At 58.0% G+C, this 16167-nt stretch carries 13 protein-coding genes; 11 read left to right on the top strand and 2 right to left on the bottom strand.

Going from position 1 to position 16167, the window contains the following annotated elements; all coding sequences use genetic code 11:
• Positions 1–47: 47 nt before the first annotated feature.
• Positions 48–527, bottom strand: a complete 480-nt coding sequence (locus tag ACFSOY_RS06170) for a hypothetical protein (RefSeq protein ID WP_386044838.1) — start codon at positions 525–527, stop codon at positions 48–50.
• Between the two features lie 107 nt (positions 528–634).
• On the opposite strand from ACFSOY_RS06170, the gene ACFSOY_RS06165 reads away from it, so the two are divergent.
• The 8 genes from ACFSOY_RS06165 (at position 635) to ACFSOY_RS06130 (ending at position 12504) form a co-directional block, all read left to right on the top strand.
• A complete protein-coding gene (locus ACFSOY_RS06165) occupies positions 635–952 on the top strand; it encodes a hypothetical protein (RefSeq protein WP_386044836.1) in 318 nt (105 codons plus the stop codon).
• A gap of 138 nt (positions 953–1090) precedes the next feature.
• Positions 1091–1276, top strand: a complete 186-nt coding sequence (locus ACFSOY_RS06160; RefSeq protein ID WP_386044835.1) for a hypothetical protein — start codon at positions 1091–1093, stop codon at positions 1274–1276.
• A 27-nt stretch (positions 1277–1303) separates the two neighbouring features.
• Positions 1304–1705 carry a hypothetical protein gene (locus ACFSOY_RS06155; RefSeq protein WP_386044833.1) on the top strand — a complete coding sequence of 134 codons (402 nt, stop codon included), beginning with the start codon at positions 1304–1306 and terminating at the stop codon, positions 1703–1705.
• 144 nt (positions 1706–1849) lie between these two features.
• Positions 1850–2494: a Bax inhibitor-1/YccA family protein gene (locus ACFSOY_RS06150; protein WP_386044831.1), complete on the top strand. Its 645-nt coding sequence runs from the start codon at positions 1850–1852 to the stop codon at positions 2492–2494.
• A gap of 180 nt (positions 2495–2674) precedes the next feature.
• Positions 2675–9754 (top strand): amino acid adenylation domain-containing protein, encoded by a 7080-nt coding sequence (locus ACFSOY_RS06145; RefSeq protein WP_386044830.1) that lies wholly within the window; start codon positions 2675–2677, stop codon positions 9752–9754.
• A gap of 127 nt (positions 9755–9881) precedes the next feature.
• Positions 9882–10979 (top strand): serine hydrolase domain-containing protein, encoded by a 1098-nt coding sequence (locus tag ACFSOY_RS06140; protein ID WP_386044828.1) that lies wholly within the window; start codon positions 9882–9884, stop codon positions 10977–10979.
• A gap of 95 nt (positions 10980–11074) precedes the next feature.
• The gene (locus ACFSOY_RS06135) at positions 11075–11719 is read left to right on the top strand and encodes an SGNH/GDSL hydrolase family protein (RefSeq protein WP_386044827.1); all 645 of its coding nucleotides are present in this window, start codon (positions 11075–11077) and stop codon (positions 11717–11719) included.
• A gap of 56 nt (positions 11720–11775) precedes the next feature.
• Positions 11776–12504 carry a FadR/GntR family transcriptional regulator gene (locus ACFSOY_RS06130; protein WP_386044825.1) on the top strand — a complete coding sequence of 243 codons (729 nt, stop codon included), beginning with the start codon at positions 11776–11778 and terminating at the stop codon, positions 12502–12504.
• A gap of 55 nt (positions 12505–12559) precedes the next feature.
• Here ACFSOY_RS06130 and ACFSOY_RS06125 read toward each other — a convergent pair whose 3' ends face one another.
• On the bottom strand, positions 12560–13588 hold the full coding sequence (locus tag ACFSOY_RS06125; RefSeq protein ID WP_386044823.1) for a glycosyltransferase: 1029 nt from the start codon (positions 13586–13588) through the stop codon (positions 12560–12562).
• Between the two features lie 157 nt (positions 13589–13745).
• On the opposite strand from ACFSOY_RS06125, the gene ACFSOY_RS06120 reads away from it, so the two are divergent.
• From ACFSOY_RS06120 to ACFSOY_RS06110, 3 genes are all read left to right on the top strand, one after another.
• Entirely contained in the window at positions 13746–13979 is a 234-nt protein-coding gene (locus tag ACFSOY_RS06120) for a DUF5325 family protein (RefSeq protein ID WP_386044822.1), read from the top strand.
• Between the two features lie 75 nt (positions 13980–14054).
• A complete protein-coding gene (locus ACFSOY_RS06115; RefSeq protein WP_386044820.1) occupies positions 14055–14765 on the top strand; it encodes a response regulator transcription factor in 711 nt (236 codons plus the stop codon).
• Positions 14765–16144, top strand: coding sequence for a sensor histidine kinase (locus ACFSOY_RS06110; RefSeq protein ID WP_386044818.1), 1380 nt, complete (start codon positions 14765–14767; stop codon positions 16142–16144). The genes ACFSOY_RS06115 and ACFSOY_RS06110 overlap by 1 nt, the downstream gene beginning before the upstream one ends.
• Positions 16145–16167 lie beyond the last annotated feature (23 nt).

Raw genomic sequence — 16167 nt, 5'->3', positions numbered from 1 at the left:
GGGCAGATCGTAAAAACCGCTCTTCCCAAACGGAAAGAGCGGTCTGGTCAGCAGCCGAATGCGGCCGCATGATGGTCGACCGAGGGCGTGACAGGATGGAGCCGATCGAGCAACAGGATCTGAGTTCTGACCGCTTCGGTCAGCTGAATGGCCAAGCCAGCTTGGTGAACCCGCTGATGGAGCGTCTGCCTGCCCGGCAGCTTGCGCGGCACAGGATGATCGCTTCCGGTGAGGAGATAGAGGGCGGGAGCTTCGGTGAGCTGAAGCAGAAAATCGCGGTGCTGGCTGTAGGGAAGTAGGAACTGCAGATGATGCTTCTGTTCGGACGCGTCAAACTGTACGTGCAGTTCGAGTGCGAGGTGACCTTTGTACAGCTGCACCTTCGACTCGATGCGGCTTGGAATCGGGCGCGTGGTGCGCATCACATCGGTTGACAAGACACAGCCTACCAGATAGGGTGCTCGCGTGCGATCGATCAACAATGACCCGCAGTCCTGCCCTTGCAACACTCGTGCTTTCGCTTCCATCGGCTGACACTCCTCCTGAATGCGTTGTTGCATTCAGGATACCGTTTTCGCGTGGAGCTTTCTTGAACGCGGGCTAAAACTTTTGTAAAAAAGGGCGGTGGCAAGAGATGGCGGTGCGTGGATTTTTTGAATATCGTGTGCGAGAGGGATGCAGGGAAGACTATCTGCATCTGGTGGCCAAGCTTCGCGCGAAGCGAGGTGCAGCAGGCTATGTCTCCTACAGCGTGAGCGAGAGCATCGAACAAAAAAATCGCTTTGTCGAGACTTTTTTGCTCCCCTCCTTAGAGGAGTATCGGGAGAGGGAAGCGAAACTATTGAATGATCCGGAAACGGCTCACTTGATGCATTCGCTCGACAGTTTGATCGACGGGGGGCAGAGCGCGAAGAAAGTTTGGTTTTTTACCGAATTGGACTTTCTCGCGTGACGTAGGAACACAGATAGAGAGGGGTGAGCATCAATGATCTCTGTGACTGATATTGCCAAAGAGAAGATCGAAGAGATCTTGGGGCAAGAACCGGAAGGCACTGTCATTCGCGTCAGTGTTTCGCCCGGTTGAGGCGGCATGCGCTTTCGTTTGGCTCTGGATGAGTCAAAAGAATATGACAAATCGCTTGAGGTAGACGGGATCAAGTTTGTGTTAGACCCGTTTGCAGCAGCATTGATCGAGGGCATTCAAATCGACTACGATGATATCGTTGAAGATGATTTTATCGTTACGAATACAAACGGCTACAACTCGTCTTGCTAACTTTTTTTGCTAAAGGGGACACACGCCATGGAAACGCCAGTACAGGTCAATTATGATATCAAGTCGATGGAGCGCTGCATCTCCGCAACGTTCGCATTCGGTCAAACTTCGATGAACAACGCGTACTTCTCGATCTACTTTGTCGTCAACAACGCAGGGATCGTTGCGGTTTACGACAAGTCGATGCCGCTGCAAGGGGCGGTGGAGAACGAGCAGGGTGAAGTTCCGTTTGTCGATCAGCTGAAGACCAACTCGATCAACCTGCAACAAGGTACCAACAAATACGAAGTGTTGCGCTTCATTCACGATGAGCTGCAGCGCATCGGTGAAAAGCTGCAGCGCGACGGTCGTCCGTTCAACGATGCAGATGTTGGCAAACTGATGACCAAGATCAGCAACAAGTACGAAGGTCAGCAAAACTTCCAATAATGCGCATCGTCTAATGCGCACCGTCGAAATTGATCAAAAAGATCTCCCGAATTGTCAGGGGATCTTTTTTCGTGCCCAATCCTGTTTCTTTTTTTTAGCCCAAGGTTGTATAATACTTTATAGAGACTTGAAAGGAGTGTCAATATGTACCAATCTTATTCAGGTGGGCGCATGGTTGGAATTAACCGCGTCTTGCCGATGTTCTTCCTGAGCCTCTTGTTCGCTGTGATCGGGACGATCGTAGGTACGCAAGTGCCGCCGGCGCTGTTCCTGCCGCTGATGATCATCGAGATCGGAATGCTTCTCGCAGCGATGTTCCTAAGAAAGCGTCGTGTAGGATACACGTTCCTTTATCTGTTCACCTTTATCAGCGGTGTCACGTTCTACCCGGTGCTCTCCCACTACATGGGGGCGATCGGCGGCAACATGGTGATGGCCGCATTTGGGGTTACAACTCTCGCATATGGTGCGACCGCACTCTACGCGTGGAAATCGAAAGCTGACTTCTCCTTCCTCGGCGGGTTCCTGATGGTCGGCATCATCGCGCTGATCGGCCTGTCGATCTGGAACATGATCTCCCCGCTCGGTGGCACGATGTACATGTTCTTCACCTTGCTCGGGATTTTCATCTTCATCGGTTTCACGCTGTACGATGTGTCGAACATCGCCCGCAACGGCGTGCCGGAAGAGCTGGTTCCGATGGCTGTTCTCGGCCTGTACCTCAACTTTATCAACCTGCTCCTGTTCGTGCTGCGACTGTTCGGCATCAACTTGGGCTCTGATGACTAAGCTGGTCAGCAAAACCTCGTCCGTTTGGACGAGGTTTTTTTTTCGCTACATTTAAAATAATTCTACTTTACATTGACTAAATTATAATGTTGCTGATACCATTTACTTTGAAGAATGTTTTGGTAATATCAACTTTTCTGAATCGAATTTTTGATTGAATCGTAAGGAGTGAGCGAACGCGTGTTGCTTCAAGAGTCTACGATACACCGTGATCGTCAAATCCCGTTGATCACACTGCCAGTCGATCGTCCACGGGCTGCGGTACCAGCGTTTCGGAAAGCGGAAGTGCAGGTTGTTTTTCAGGCGGAACTGATCGAGCAGATGATGCAGATCGGCGCCGGTGAGGACATTTCGTGGCGCGATCTGCTTCTCGCCTCTTTTCTGACGCTCTTGGTGCGCTATTCGGGTCAAGAGGAGATTGCGATCGCATTGATTGAGCAAAGCGAACCGGAACGTCTGCTCGTCGCCGATGCACCGCTCAACCTTCCATTTGCCACCTTGGTCGATCGGGTGAAACAAAGCGCATCTGCAGGGGAAGCGATCGCAGCAGACGCAAGCGATGCAGACTATCAGGTGCTGTTCGCAAATGATGCTGAATTTTCAGATGATCACAGCTATGAGCTTGCTGTTTCCTGCTGCCGACAGGAGGCGCCGTCAAGTTTCTCGCTGTGCTATAACGAGGAGCTGTTCGATCGGGCGACGATCGAGCGAATGGCCGATCAACTGCTGACGCTGCTGCAGGCTGTGCAAAGCGACCTCACCCAACCGATTGGCTCTTTATATATGATCACATCGGCGGAGGAAGCGCGCTTGCGGGCGGAGTTTACCAAAGGCCCGCGCGCAGCGCTCGCCGATGAGGTGATCGCGCGGTCGTTTGAACGGCAGGCGCATCGCATGCCCGATCGCATCGCACTGCGCTTTGAAGGAGCGAGTCTGACCTATGCGGAGCTGAACGGTCGCGCCAACCGGCTGGCTCGCTGGCTTCGCAAGCGCGGCGTTCAGCAGGAGCAGCTTGTCGGCCTCTGTGTGGATCGCTCGGTCGAGATGGTGGTCGGAATGCTCGGCATCCTCAAGGCGGGCGCTGCCTTCTTGCCGCTCGATCCTGCCTATCCGGAAGATCGCCTGGCTTACATGGTAGAAGATGCTGGCGTTCAGTTGGTGCTCACTCAAGCGAGCATTCGGCAGGCGATGCCGTTTGCCGCTCGGCAGATCGCCTATCTCGATCGCGATTGGTCAGAGATCGCAGCTGAGCAGGCGGACGATCTAGCCGAACCCCTCCCGCCTGACGGGCTTGCCTATGTGATCTACACGTCCGGTTCGACGGGGAAGCCGAAGGGCGTGATGATCGAAAACAGCAGCGTGTGCAACATGGCGCAGGCGCTGGCGGAGCGATTCTCGCTGAGCGAAACGTCGGTGTTTTTGCAGTTTGCTGCATTTTCGTTTGACGCGGCGGTGGCAGAGCTGTTCGTGCCGCTGCTTCAAGGGGCGACCGTCTTGCTCGCGCCGCGGGACAAGCTGATGCCAGGCCCTGCGATGGTCGATCTGCTCAATCGGGAGCAGGTGACGCATATGGTCCTGCCCCCCTCTGTGCTGATGCTGTTGCCGGCAGAGCGATTGGGAAGCGTGAAGACGGTCGTCTCGGCAGGCGAGGCGTGCAGTCTCGAACTGGTGAAGCGCTGGGCGACAGCAGGTCGCCTCTTTCTGAACGGCTATGGGCCGACAGAGGGCACAGTCGGGGCGCTGGTCGGCATCTGTTCGCCAGACGATCTGGTGACGGTAGGCACTCCGCTGCTCAACACGACCGTCTATCTGCTCGATCCGCAGATGCGACAGGTTCCGATCGGAGTTCCAGGCGAAATCCACATCGGGGGAGCGGGGGTCGCGCGCGGCTATTTGGGACGACCGGAGCTTACGGAGGAGCGGTTTGTGGACAACCCGTTTGCAGATGAGCGCGCTCCGCGCCTGTACAAGACGGGCGACCTAGGCTGCTATCTGCCAGACGGGCGGGTGAAATATATTTCGCGCATCGACCAGCAGGTGAAAGTGCGCGGGTTTCGCATCGAGCTCGGCGAGGTGGAAGCGCGGCTGTTCGCGCATCCTGCTGTGCAAAACGCGACGGTGATCGATCGGGAGGACACGCCGGGTGTCAAACGCCTCGCCGCCTATGTGGTGCAACGCGCCGGCTGTGAGCTGTCGGTGCGCGAGCTGAGGAGCTTTCTCGCCGAACATCTTCCCGACTATATGGTGCCATCCGCGTTTGTGCTGCTCGACGAACTGCCGTTGACGCCAAACGGCAAGGTGGATCGACGGGCGCTCCCCGTTCCCGATGTGGCCGACAGAGCGCTCTTCGATGAAGCGTATCGGGCACCGCGCTCCGATCAGGAAAAAACGCTCGCCCAGATCTTCTGTGAGGTGTTGGGGCTGGAGCAGGTCGGCATCGAAGATCACTTTTTTGAATTGGGAGGCGAGTCGCTGCTCGCCACCAAGGTGGTGGCGCGCGTGCGCGAGCAGTTCGGTGTCGAGATGCCGCTCAACACCCTGTTTGCCAAGCCGACCATCGTCGAGCTGGCACCGGAGCTCACGCAGCTGCAGCTTGTCGCCGGCAGCACGTTGACCCCGCTGACCAAGCGACCGCGACGTGAGCGCATGCCGCTCTCCTACGCTCAGGAGCGCGTCTGGTTCCTGCGCGAGCTGTTCCCCGACAATCTGTCCTACAGCGCATCCTGTCTGCTGACCTTTCGAGGCGAGCTGGACGTGAGCATCGTCGAGCGCGCGCTCTGCGAAATCTTGCGGCGCCATGAGATCTTCCGCACGATCTTCCAAGCGATCGACGGCGAACCTGCGCAGGTGGTGATGCCCTACGAGCCGATCCGTCTGCCTGTGCTCGACCTGCACCAATTGCCAGAGGCGGAAAAACGGGCGGAGATGGACCGCGTGGTCGACATGGAGATCAAAAAGATGTTCAAGCTGGACGAGCTGCCGATGGTGCGCTGGACGCTGTTCAAGCTGGAGCCAGATCTGTACACACTGCTGCACGTCGAAGATCATCTTGTGCACGACGGGTTTTCTTTCTCGGTCTTCCTGCACGACTTCCTTCACCTGTACAACGCGTTTTCAAACGGTGAGCGCTCTCCGCTGGCCGAGCCGGAAATTCAGTTTGTCGATTTTGCAGATTGGCAGCGCGAAACGATGGAGGGGCCAGAAGGTGAGCGTCAGTTGGCCTACTGGAAGGGCCGCTTGGCAAATGCGCCGGAGATCTTGGAGTTGCCGCTCGACCGTCCGCGCCCGGCGGTGCAGCGATTTGTAGGCGCCGCCTATCGCTTTCAGATTCCGTACGAGCTGTCGAAAGCGGTGCGGCAGTTTTCACGCGCGCAGGGCGTCTCCCTGTTCATGACGCTGATGGCGGCGTACAAGGTGCTGCTCCACCGCTATTCTGGACAAGAGGATCTGCTGGTCGGCACGGGCATCGCCAATCGCCGCCTGCAGGAGACGGAGCGGCTGATCGGGATGATCGTCAACAACGTGCTGCTGCGCACCGATCTGAGCGGCAACCCGACCTTTGTGCAGATCGTCGAGCAGGTGCGCCAAGCGTCGATGGAGGCGTATGACCACCAAGACGTTCCGTTTGACAAGATCATCGGCGCATTGGGCATCGAGCGCGACCTGAACCGCAACCCGCTGATGCAGGTGATGTTTTCGATGCACGATACGCCGATGCCGGAGATCGAGATTCCTGGCGTAGAGATGTCGATCCACGAAGGGTTGAACAACGGCTCTGCGAAGTTTGACATGAACATCATGGTCATCCCTCGCCATTCGAAGCGCTTGGGCGTGCGCGGCAGAGGAAAGGACAAGGATGAGGGGATCACGATCAACTGGGAGTACAACTCCGATCTGTGGGACGCGGAGACGATCGACCGGATGATCCAAAACTATCTGCACCTGCTCGCCGGCGCAGTCGAGACGCCTGCTGCCAGGATTGGCGACCTGCCGCTGCTGAGCGCGGCGGAGCAGCACAAGCTGTTGGTTGAATGGAACGACACGCAGGTCGACTTCCCACAGCAGCTCTGCCTGCATGAGCTGTTTGAGCAGCAGGTGGGGCAGACGCCCGATCGGATCGCCGTGGTCGAGGGCGAGCGGACGCTCACCTATCGCGAGCTCGACCGCCAGGCCAATCGGTTGGCACATTATCTGCGCGATCGCGGTGCGGGGCCAGACGTGCCGATCGCCGTGTCGCTGGAGCGGTCGATCGAGCTGGTCGTCTCCTTGCTCGCCGTGCTGAAGTCGGGTGGCGCCTACCTCCCGCTCGATGTCGATGCGCCGCCCGCTCGCAAAGCGCAGGTGCTGGCAGATGCAAGAGCGCCGCTCTGCCTCACCCAGCGGCGCTTGATCGACAGCATGCCGCCCGGTGTTTCTCACTATGTGCAGGTCGATGCGATCGAAGCGGAGCTCGCCGAATGTGCGAGCGAAAAGCCGGATGCGCAGGTACGACCTGAACACCTCGTCTCGATCTACTATACGTCCGGCTCGACCGGAAGGCCGAAAGGGGTGTGCTCGACGCATGAGGGCTGGGTGAACCGGATGCACTGGATGCAACGGCGCTATCAGCTGCGAGCGGACGAGACGGTGTTGCAAAAGACGACCTTGACGTTTGACGATGCTGCTGTCGAGTTCTTTTGGCCGCTGATGGTCGGAGCGCGCATCGCGATGCTCAAGCCGGAGCTGCACAAAGATCCGCTCGCCATCTTGGAGGCGGCGATCTGCTACGAGGTGGCGGTGCTGCAGTTTGTCCCCTCGATGCTCGCCCTGTTCGTCGACGCGATCACAGCGGAGTCGCGCGCTAAGCTCAAGGCGTTGCGCGTGGTCATCTCCTCAGGAGAAGCGCTGCGAGCAGACCTTGTGCGCTCCTTCCTGCAACAGCTGCCAGACTCCGGTCTGTTCAATCAATGGGGAGCGACCGAAGTGTCGATCGACTCCACCTGCCATCAGGTGACCGCCGAAGATGGAGAAGCGGAAGGGATCGTCTCGGTCGGTCGTCCGATCGACAACAATCTGGTCTATATTCTCGACGGTCAGTTCAATCCGGTTCCGGTCGGCGTGCCGGGCGATCTGTACCTCGCAGGCGTCGGGCTTGCCCGCGGCTATCTGAACGACGAAGAGCGCACCGCCGAGGCGTTTCTCCCCAACCGATTTGTGCCGGGGACGAGGATGTACAAGACGGGGGATCGCGGCTTTTACCGCGAAGACGGGGCGATCATGTTCTTAGGTCGCCGCGACGATCAGGTCAAGGTGCGCGGGCAACGCGTCGAGCTTGCGGAGATCGAGGCGGTGATGGTCACACATCCGGCGATCGCAGAGTGTGCGGTCGTGGCGCACAAACGCCCGAACGGCTACTATCTCGTCGGTTATTTTGAGCAGGTGGAAGGCGGCCGCGCGACGACCGAATCGCTGCGCGAGCACATGCTGACGCTCTTGCCAGACTACATGGTGCCGGCGCGCTTCGTGGCGGTCGAATCTCTGCCGCTCACCGACAGCGGCAAACTGGACCGCAAGCGCTTGCCCGACCCAGGGGATGCGCGCCCCGATTTGGGCGCGACGTTCATTCCACCTCGCGATGAAACGGAAGCGAAGATCGCGGAGATCTGGCAGGAGGTCTTGCGCCTCCAAGCGATCGGGGTCGAGGACAACTTTTTCGATCTCGGCGGCCACTCGCTCGATGCGACGCGCATCATGTCGCGCATCAACCGTGTGCTCGGCACCGCGCTGCCGCTTCGCGCGCTGTTCGAAACGCTGACGGTGGCAAGCTTGGCCGTTCGCGTGAAGTCGGAGCGGCAGGTCGGCAAGCAAGGGCTTCGCAGCCCGGTTCGCAAAGCGGTCTCCTGCGGGCGCTACCCGCTTTCGAACGCGCAAAAAAGGTTCTGGTTTGATTTTGTGATGCGCCCAGAATCGTCGTTTGGATCGCTGATGGTCAGCGAGCTGCATGGCGCGCTCGATGTCGAATCCTTCCAGCGAGCGTATGCGAAGCTGGTCAAGCGGCACAGCATCATGCGCACGACGTTCCGCGAAGTGGAGGGCGTGCCCTATCAGGTGGTTCGCGACGACCTCGATCTGGCCTGTCGCTTCGAAGATCTCACCGCTCAGCCAGACGCTGAGCAGCAGGCGAGGATCGCTGCGCTTCTCGGCGAGGTGCACCGCACGCCGATCGACCTGATAAAAGGTCCGCTGTTCGCCTCCCACCTGCTCAAGCTCTCGGCGACGCGCGCGCTGTGGGTACGCTCCGCCCATGCGATCGTCTATGACGGTTGGTCGTCGAACGTCTACATGAACGATTTTGCCTCTCTGTATCGAGCGGAGATCGCAGGCGATTCGCCTGAGCTTGCCGAACCGCTGCAATATGCCGATTATGCGGAGTGGCAAGGCTCGATGCTCGCCTCGGGTGACCTGGACGAGCAGAAAGCGTACTGGATCGACCGCCTGAAAGATGCGGGGGCGCCGCCCGCCCTCCCGTACGATTTTGATCCGGAAGAGGTGGAGCGGCCGGAGCCGATGGCGATCCGCCATTTGACCATCGAGCCGGAAGTGACGGAGAAGATCCGCAAGCTGGCTAAAGAAAGGCACACCACCACCTTCCTGACGGTGGTCGCCGCCTTTAACATCTGGCTCGCTCGCCTGTCCGGCCAGACAGACGTGGTCGTAGGTTCGCCGCTGACGGGGCGAACCAACCCAGATTTTGAATCGGTGATCGGCGTGCTGGTCAACCCGGCTGCGCTGCGCACCGACCTGTCTGGCAATCCGACTGGCGAACAGGTGTTGGAGCGCTCGAAGACGGTCGTTTTGGAGGCGTATGCGAACCAAGACTATCCGTTCGATCTGCTCGTGCAAGACCTGCGCCCGCATCGCAGCGCAGAAGATCCGCTCTATTCGGTCGTTCTGGTCGGACAGAACGTTCATACGGGCAGCTTCCAACTGCACGATCTCAGATCGGAGCTGTTCGCCTATGAAGATCTGATCGGCGATCAGCTGGCAATCGAGGAGGAACAGCTTCCCTTCGACCTGCACATCGAAGTGTTTGACAAACCTGACCACCTGCTGATTCGCACACATTACGACAAGTTCCGCTTCCAAAAGGAGACGGTCGATCGGATGTTTGCACAGTTTGCCGCGGTGATCGATCAGTTCGTGACAGATCCAGCAAAGCGTCTGGATCAGTTTGAACTGGAAAGCTTCGACCTGGAGGATGCGCTCGACGAACTGTTTTAAGCGCTCCGCTTTCTCCTGATAAGATAAGACAACAAACCTCGTTCCTGTTCAAGGGACGAGGTTTGTTGTCTTATCGGCAAGCTCTCCTGCATAGGATGTTACTACATAGCAGGGGAGGGAAGATAGAATGAGAGAAACGATCATCCAAGGGATTGAGGACAAAGTATTTCCAGGCGCTGTCGTCTGTGTGGCAAGAAACGGCGATCCGCTGTTCTTCGAGGCGCACGGCTATGCGGACGCCTTTCCGTATAAGCGTGCGATGTCTGTCGATACGCGATTTGACATCGCCACGCTGACCAAAGTGGTCGCGACTTTGCCGGCCGTTCTGCGCACTGTGCAGCTGGGCAAGCTGACGCTGGTCGATTCGATCGCTCGCTTTTTGCCAGAGTTTGCAACGGGGATCGACCGGCATGCGAAAGGCGAGATCACCTTTTTCCACCTGCTCTCGCACACGTCCGGCTTGCCCGGTTGGCGCCCGCTGTTTCTGGACGCCCGAGGCGTCAAAGCGTACTTGCGCGCGCTGGCCGACACGCCGCTGGAGGCGGTGCCCGGCGAGCGCTTGATCAACAGCGACCTCGGCTACATGCTGCTCGCCTTTGCGCTGGAGCGCATCTGGGATCGCCCGTTTTCCGAAGTGTGCGAACGGCTGGTCTTCAGCCCGCTCGATCTGTATCAAACCTCGTTTGCGGAGGGGGATGGTCTGCCGCCGGAGATGTGCGCGGCGACAGAGCTCGGCAATGAGCAGGAGCAGCGACGGCTGTCGGCGAGCGAGCGGCACATCGCCTTCCCGTGGCGAGAGCATGCGCTGTGCGGGGAAGCGCAGGACGGAAACGCATTTTATGGGCTGGACGGTGTGGCGGGACATGCGGGGCTGTTTTCAACTGCGCTCGACCTGACCCGCTATGCGGAGATGTGGGTGCGCAAAGGCATTCATCAGCGTCAGCGCTATCTGGACACCACGCTCGTCTCCCTCGCCGTCAACCTGCACGCAGCCTGGCAGGGGCAGAGCTTCGGCCTCGGTTGGGAGACGGCCAGCGCACACTGTGCGGCAGGTGAGCGAGCTCCTTTGCTCTCCTATGGACAGCTGTCGAGCACCGGGTGCTCGCTCTGGTGCGATCCGGTGCGCAAGCTGACATCGGTCACCCTGACCAACACGTTGCAGGGGAGCGAATCGTGCATTCTGGACTGGACGCGCCAAATGCACAAAAACGTATTCAGCTCCTGATCTTGTGACCTTCCCTTCAGGCGGTAGTCCACGCCAAGCATGAGGGAGGGTCATATGCTTTAGTATCGGCGAAATATGAGGGGGAGGTGATGAAGATGGTCTATTATACCGCCTTGGGGGATTCGATCACCGCAGGCCGCAGCGCCACTTCTCCTCGCTACGCCTACCCATCGCTGATCGTCCAGAGCCTGCAACAGCAGAGGAGAGGGGCGCAAGGATGCGTGTTCGCGCATGATGGCTGGACGAGCGGGGCGCTTGCAGGCGCCTTGCCGTTCGGCCTTGAGGCGATCCGCCGGGCGACCACCGTCTCGATCTGGGTCGGTGGCAACGATCTGTTGCGGGCAGCGATCAGCTTGGCGGTTGGCAGCGCCCATTTTCAGTCGGTTCTGGTCAACAGGCTCGCCCGCTATGCGAGCAACTTGGAGCAGATCGTCAACGCTGTGCGCGCGAACAGCAGCGCTTGCATCGTCCTGTGCACCCAATACAACCCGTTTCCCCGCTCGCCTGTGGCGGTGGCGGCGATCCAGCAGCTTAACGGGGCTACCATCCAGCGCTCCAAAGCGCTGAGCACAGAGCTAGCTCCGGCACACGAGTGGTTTGAAGGCAATCAGCCAGCTCTGATCCAGGGATATCACACCGGGCGCGTCGAAGATGCGCTCGCGTCGTTCCGTCGCCCGATCCATCCGAACAACGCTGGGCATGCGGTGATCGCCCGCAACCTGTCTGCTTACATTCGCTAGTTTCATCATGTTATAATAGACAATGAATTCAAATCATTCCAATTTGAGAGGCGCTTGTGAATACGAAACCTACCAAACGGAACAAGCAGACGAAGCAGAAGGCTCAATCGCAGAAAATCTATGAACAGATTGCGCGGCACATCAAGCAGAAGATCGAAGAGGGCGTTCTCGCGCCTGGAGACAAACTGCCGCCGATGACAGAGCTGGCCAAACAGTTTGGCGTTTCGCGGGCGGCCGTTCGCGAAGCGTTTTCTTCGCTGGTCGGGATGGGGCTGATCGACCTGCGGCACGGCGAAGGCACGTTTGTCCAAAAGATCGACGTGCAGACGATGATCATCGAGCCGATGAACGCAGCGCTTCTGCTCGGCAGAAGCAACTTGCGCGAGCTGCTTGAGATGAGGCGGCTGCTGGAGATCAGCACGGTGCGCTTCGCCTGTGAGCGTCGAACGGAAGAGGAGCTTGCGGCGATGCGCGAGGCGCTCTTGCGCCAGGAGACGGCGCTGCACTCGTCAGACGAGTGGGTCAACTACGACTTGCAGTTTCATATCGCCATCGCGGAGGCGGCGGGCAACAACGTGTTGCGGAACTTGATGAACACGTTGTCCGAAGCGCTGCGCAGCATTTTGCGAACTTCGCATGAAGAGCAAAAAAATCCGGAAGTCCTGCTGTTGGAGCACTGCCAGATCATAGCTGCGATCGAGCAGCGAGACGGCGAGACAGCCTGTGCGAGAATGTCTGAACACCTGTTGAACTCCGAGCAAATCGTCCTCAGCAAAAAAGCATGAGAGCACCTGTCACGAGAAGCGTGGTCGGGTGCTTTCATGCTTTTTTACCGTTCGATCATTGCTTGTTCGCTCCGCAAGGCGTCCGCTTGCAGACGTTGCGATACAGCGCCAAAAAGGTATCGCGCTCCAGCGCAAGCGAAAAGCGTTCGGCGATGGTGGCGAGCGATCCTTTGCTCAGCTTGTCGCGGACGGCTGCGTCTGTCACCAGCTGGGTCGCCTTTTGCACCAACTCTTGCTCTTCCGCGTAGAGAAAGCCGTTTTCCCCATCTTGGATCAGGTCGCGGTTGCCGGGGACGTTGGAGGCGAGCACCGGCTTGCCGATCGACATCGCTTCGAGCAGAGCGTGGGAGAGGCCTTCTGAGGAGGAGGTGTTCATCACCACGTCGGCAGCTCGGTACAGATCGGCGATCTCCTCGTAGGGGACAGAGCCGAGGTAGCGCGCGAACTCGCTCTTGGCAAACGCAGATTCGACCTGTTGGCCCACCTTTTCATCCAGCACCGGTCCGACCAGTACAAAGCGAACGTGCGGATGCTGTTCATGCACTTTCTGTAGCCCAGAAAATGCGTCGAGCGGTCGCTTGACCGGACGCAGGCCTGCGACGAGCAGAAAGAGAAACTCGTCATCCGAAAAATGAAAGTCGGCGCGCGTTTTGCCAACGCCTTCTGGCAGATCGACGCCGAGGTTGATCACGTGCGATTTTTCAGCAGCTGTCGGGCGCAGGGTGGCGAGGCGCTCTTTTGCATCATCGGTCAAAAAGACGATCGCCGATGCGTAGTCGACCGCCTCCGCCATCGAATCGGTCGTATCCGGATGTCCGAGATGCTCGTTGACATCCGTTCCGGTCATCGTGAGCACCATCGGTTTCTCCAACCGCTTCGCTTCTTGGACGATGTGGCGCCCGGTGGCGTACGCGTTGTAAGAGTGGATGATATCGGCCGCTTCGTAGTCCGCACTGTTCACTCGATCGAGCGGTTTGATCGTGATCTGGATGCCGTAGGGGAGGAGATTGCGCTTTAAGCGCCCAGAGTATGTCCAGTTTCCGCCTGAGGGAAGATTGGGCGGGAGAACTATCAGGATCTTCATGAGAGGATCGTTCCTTTCTTCAGCTATTGCTACTACTTTACCCTGACTTTTGATTCGCTACTGTCACCTGAACTACATTTTTTTCGATTTGCTCCGAAAATGTACAACTTATGATATGATAAATGGAGAATCTCTGATAGATCATGAGGTGAGTTTTTTGTCTCTGTGGTTTCAATCACCGATGCCGAAAAAGTTCCAAGCGTTCTTTTTGGTCTATGTGATCGCGATCATGACGACGTTCGCTCTGGTCGGGATCTCCGTCTCGATGTTCCATTACGGGCTCGCATTTGCGTTGCTGATGGCCGCTTTGCTGATGGTTGGCGTAGGCTTTATGATTCGCAAGCGCGTCTTGCGAAACTTAGGATTGCTTGAACAGAATGATGAGTTGTAAACAGCAGGGAACCCACGCCGACGCGGGTTCCCTGTGTTGTACATAAGCGGAAGTGCAAAGGGGAGAAGCGCGCGCATGGAAGAGGCGAAACGGATTTTTGTTGTCGATGATGATCCGAACATCCGCCTGATCATCACACGTTATCTGGAAGTGGAAGGCTATCGGGTGACCGAGTTCTCCGACGGGGAGCAGGCGCTTCGCTCGTTCGAACAGGAAGCGCCCGACATGGTGATCCTCGATCTGATGATGCCGGGGATCGACGGGTTTGAAGTCTGCCGCAAGCTGCGAGCGGAGAGCCAGATCCCGATCATCATGGTCTCGGCAAAGGATGCGGAGGTGGACAAGATCGTAGGTCTTGAGCTCGGCAGCGATGATTATCTGTCCAAGCCGTTCTCACCGCGCGAGCTGATCGCCCGGGTCAAGACGATCTTTCGCCGCTTTCAGGCGGGGATCGCCGCCTCGACATCGAGCGAAGCAAGCGACGCGAGCGCGCGGATCAGGCTGCAGGACATCTGGGTCTGCCCGGTGGAGCGCCAGGTGATCTATGCGGACCAGGAGATCGATTTTACCGCCAAGGAGTTCGAGCTGCTCCATTGCTTTGCTCGCCATCCGAACCGAGCGTTGACGCGGGAGCAACTGCTCAGCCAGGTGTGGGGATACGACTATCTTGGCGATGAGCGGGCGATCGACGATCTGGTCAAGCGCTTGCGGAAAAAAATAAAAGCTTGCGGGTCGCACTTGGAGATCAAGACGGTCTGGGGATACGGGTATAAGGTGGAGTCCTGATGCGATGGAAAATAAGGAGCAAGCTGATCGGCTCCTACATGCTGCTCGTCATCGTGGCGTTTGCGGTCAGCGGTGTGATGTTTTACACGCTGGTCACGCAAGCGGTGTCGCAGCAGGCGTTCGAGTCGCTCGTGCGCGAAGGTGAAACATTTTTGCAGATGGTCGAAGATGAGAAGATCCCGGTGGCAGATGGTGTGCTGACCGACAAGATGAAGCGCAAGATCAAGATGTCGCTCGCATCCCGCTCGATCTCCGCCTCCTTTCTCATCGTCGAAAAGGGGGGAGCGCAAAAGGTGTTCGCCTCCAACTTTGAACTGATGAAAAAAGGCGACCAGTTCCCGATCTCGCTGGACGAGATCATGAAGGAGCGGTCGCTCAACAACCATTTCCTGAAGATGAACGATCAGGACTATCTGATCACTGCGCTCCCGATGAACCAGATGAAAAACAGCATGCTCGTCCTGATCGCCCCCCACGAGATCGTCAGCGATGTGATCGGGGATATCGTGCGGCTGTTGGTGATCGGTTTTGTCATCACATCCGCCTTGGTGGTCGTGCTCGGGATCTGGTTTTCCAGATCGCTGACAAGGCAGGTCGAAGTGCTCGGCGAACAGATGCGCCGCCTCGCCAAGCGGGACTTCACGCCGCCGCCTGTGGTGCGCACAGGGGATGAGCTGGAAGATGTCTCGCGCACGTTTGCGATGATGGTGGCAGAGCTGAAAGGGTACGATCAAGCGCAGCGCCGCTTTTTGCAACACGCTTCGCATGAGCTGAAGACGCCGTTGATGGCGATCCAAGGCTATGCGGAAGGGATCAAGGATGGGATCTTCCAAGGCGAAGAGGCGGAGAAGGGGCTGGACGTGATCGCGCAGGAGTCGACGCGGCTCAAGCGGCTGGTCGACGAGCTGATCTATCTGTCGAAGCTGGAGACGATGGAGGATCTCTATCGTCCGGCACCGTTCGAGTTTACCGAGTTTGTCGAGGATGCGATGACGCGGGTCACCCCGCTTGCGATGCAAAAAGGGGTGGAGCTGCGCCTGTACGGGAAAGAGGCTCATCTGGTGAACGCCAATCGGGACAGATGGATGCAGGCGATGCAAAACCTCCTCTCCAACGGGATTCGACACGCGCACAGCAAGGTGGAGGTGACGCTCCGCCAACAGGCGGGACGGCTGTACATCACCATTCGCGACGATGGGGACGGCTTCACTGGATCGCAGGAGCTGATCTTCGAGCGCTTTTACAAAGGCAACAAAGGCGACACCGGGCTGGGGCTGGCGATCGTCAAAGCGATTGTGGAGAAGTCGAACGGCACGATCACCGCGAACAACCATCCACAGGGCGGGGCAGAGTTTCAGATCAGCTTGCCGATGAACTGATCGTCCAGATAGCCGATCAACCA

The sequence above is a fragment of the Tumebacillus lipolyticus genome, assembly GCF_042682745.1.
Classification (GTDB): Bacteria; Bacillota; Bacilli; order Tumebacillales; family Tumebacillaceae; genus Tumebacillus_A; species Tumebacillus_A lipolyticus.
The sequence above is the reverse complement of the archived record's forward strand: the minus strand, read 5'-3'. Positions and strand labels throughout refer to the sequence as shown.

Excerpts from the sequence above, each read along its gene's own strand:
- ACFSOY_RS06170 (WP_386044838.1), bottom strand. The coding sequence starts at position 527 with ATGGAAGCGAAAGCACGAGTGTTGCAAGGGCAGGACTGCGGGTCATTG.
- ACFSOY_RS06165 (WP_386044836.1), top strand. The coding sequence starts at position 635 with ATGGCGGTGCGTGGATTTTTTGAATATCGTGTGCGAGAGGGATGCAGG.
- ACFSOY_RS06160 (WP_386044835.1), top strand. The coding sequence starts at position 1,091 with ATGCGCTTTCGTTTGGCTCTGGATGAGTCAAAAGAATATGACAAATCG.
- ACFSOY_RS06155 (WP_386044833.1), top strand. The coding sequence starts at position 1,304 with ATGGAAACGCCAGTACAGGTCAATTATGATATCAAGTCGATGGAGCGC.
- ACFSOY_RS06150 (WP_386044831.1), top strand. The coding sequence starts at position 1,850 with ATGTACCAATCTTATTCAGGTGGGCGCATGGTTGGAATTAACCGCGTC.
- ACFSOY_RS06140 (WP_386044828.1), top strand. The coding sequence starts at position 9,882 with ATGAGAGAAACGATCATCCAAGGGATTGAGGACAAAGTATTTCCAGGC.
- ACFSOY_RS06135 (WP_386044827.1), top strand. The coding sequence starts at position 11,075 with ATGGTCTATTATACCGCCTTGGGGGATTCGATCACCGCAGGCCGCAGC.
- ACFSOY_RS06125 (WP_386044823.1), bottom strand. The coding sequence starts at position 13,588 with ATGAAGATCCTGATAGTTCTCCCGCCCAATCTTCCCTCAGGCGGAAAC.
- ACFSOY_RS06115 (WP_386044820.1), top strand. The coding sequence starts at position 14,055 with ATGGAAGAGGCGAAACGGATTTTTGTTGTCGATGATGATCCGAACATC.
- ACFSOY_RS06110 (WP_386044818.1), top strand. The coding sequence starts at position 14,765 with ATGCGATGGAAAATAAGGAGCAAGCTGATCGGCTCCTACATGCTGCTC.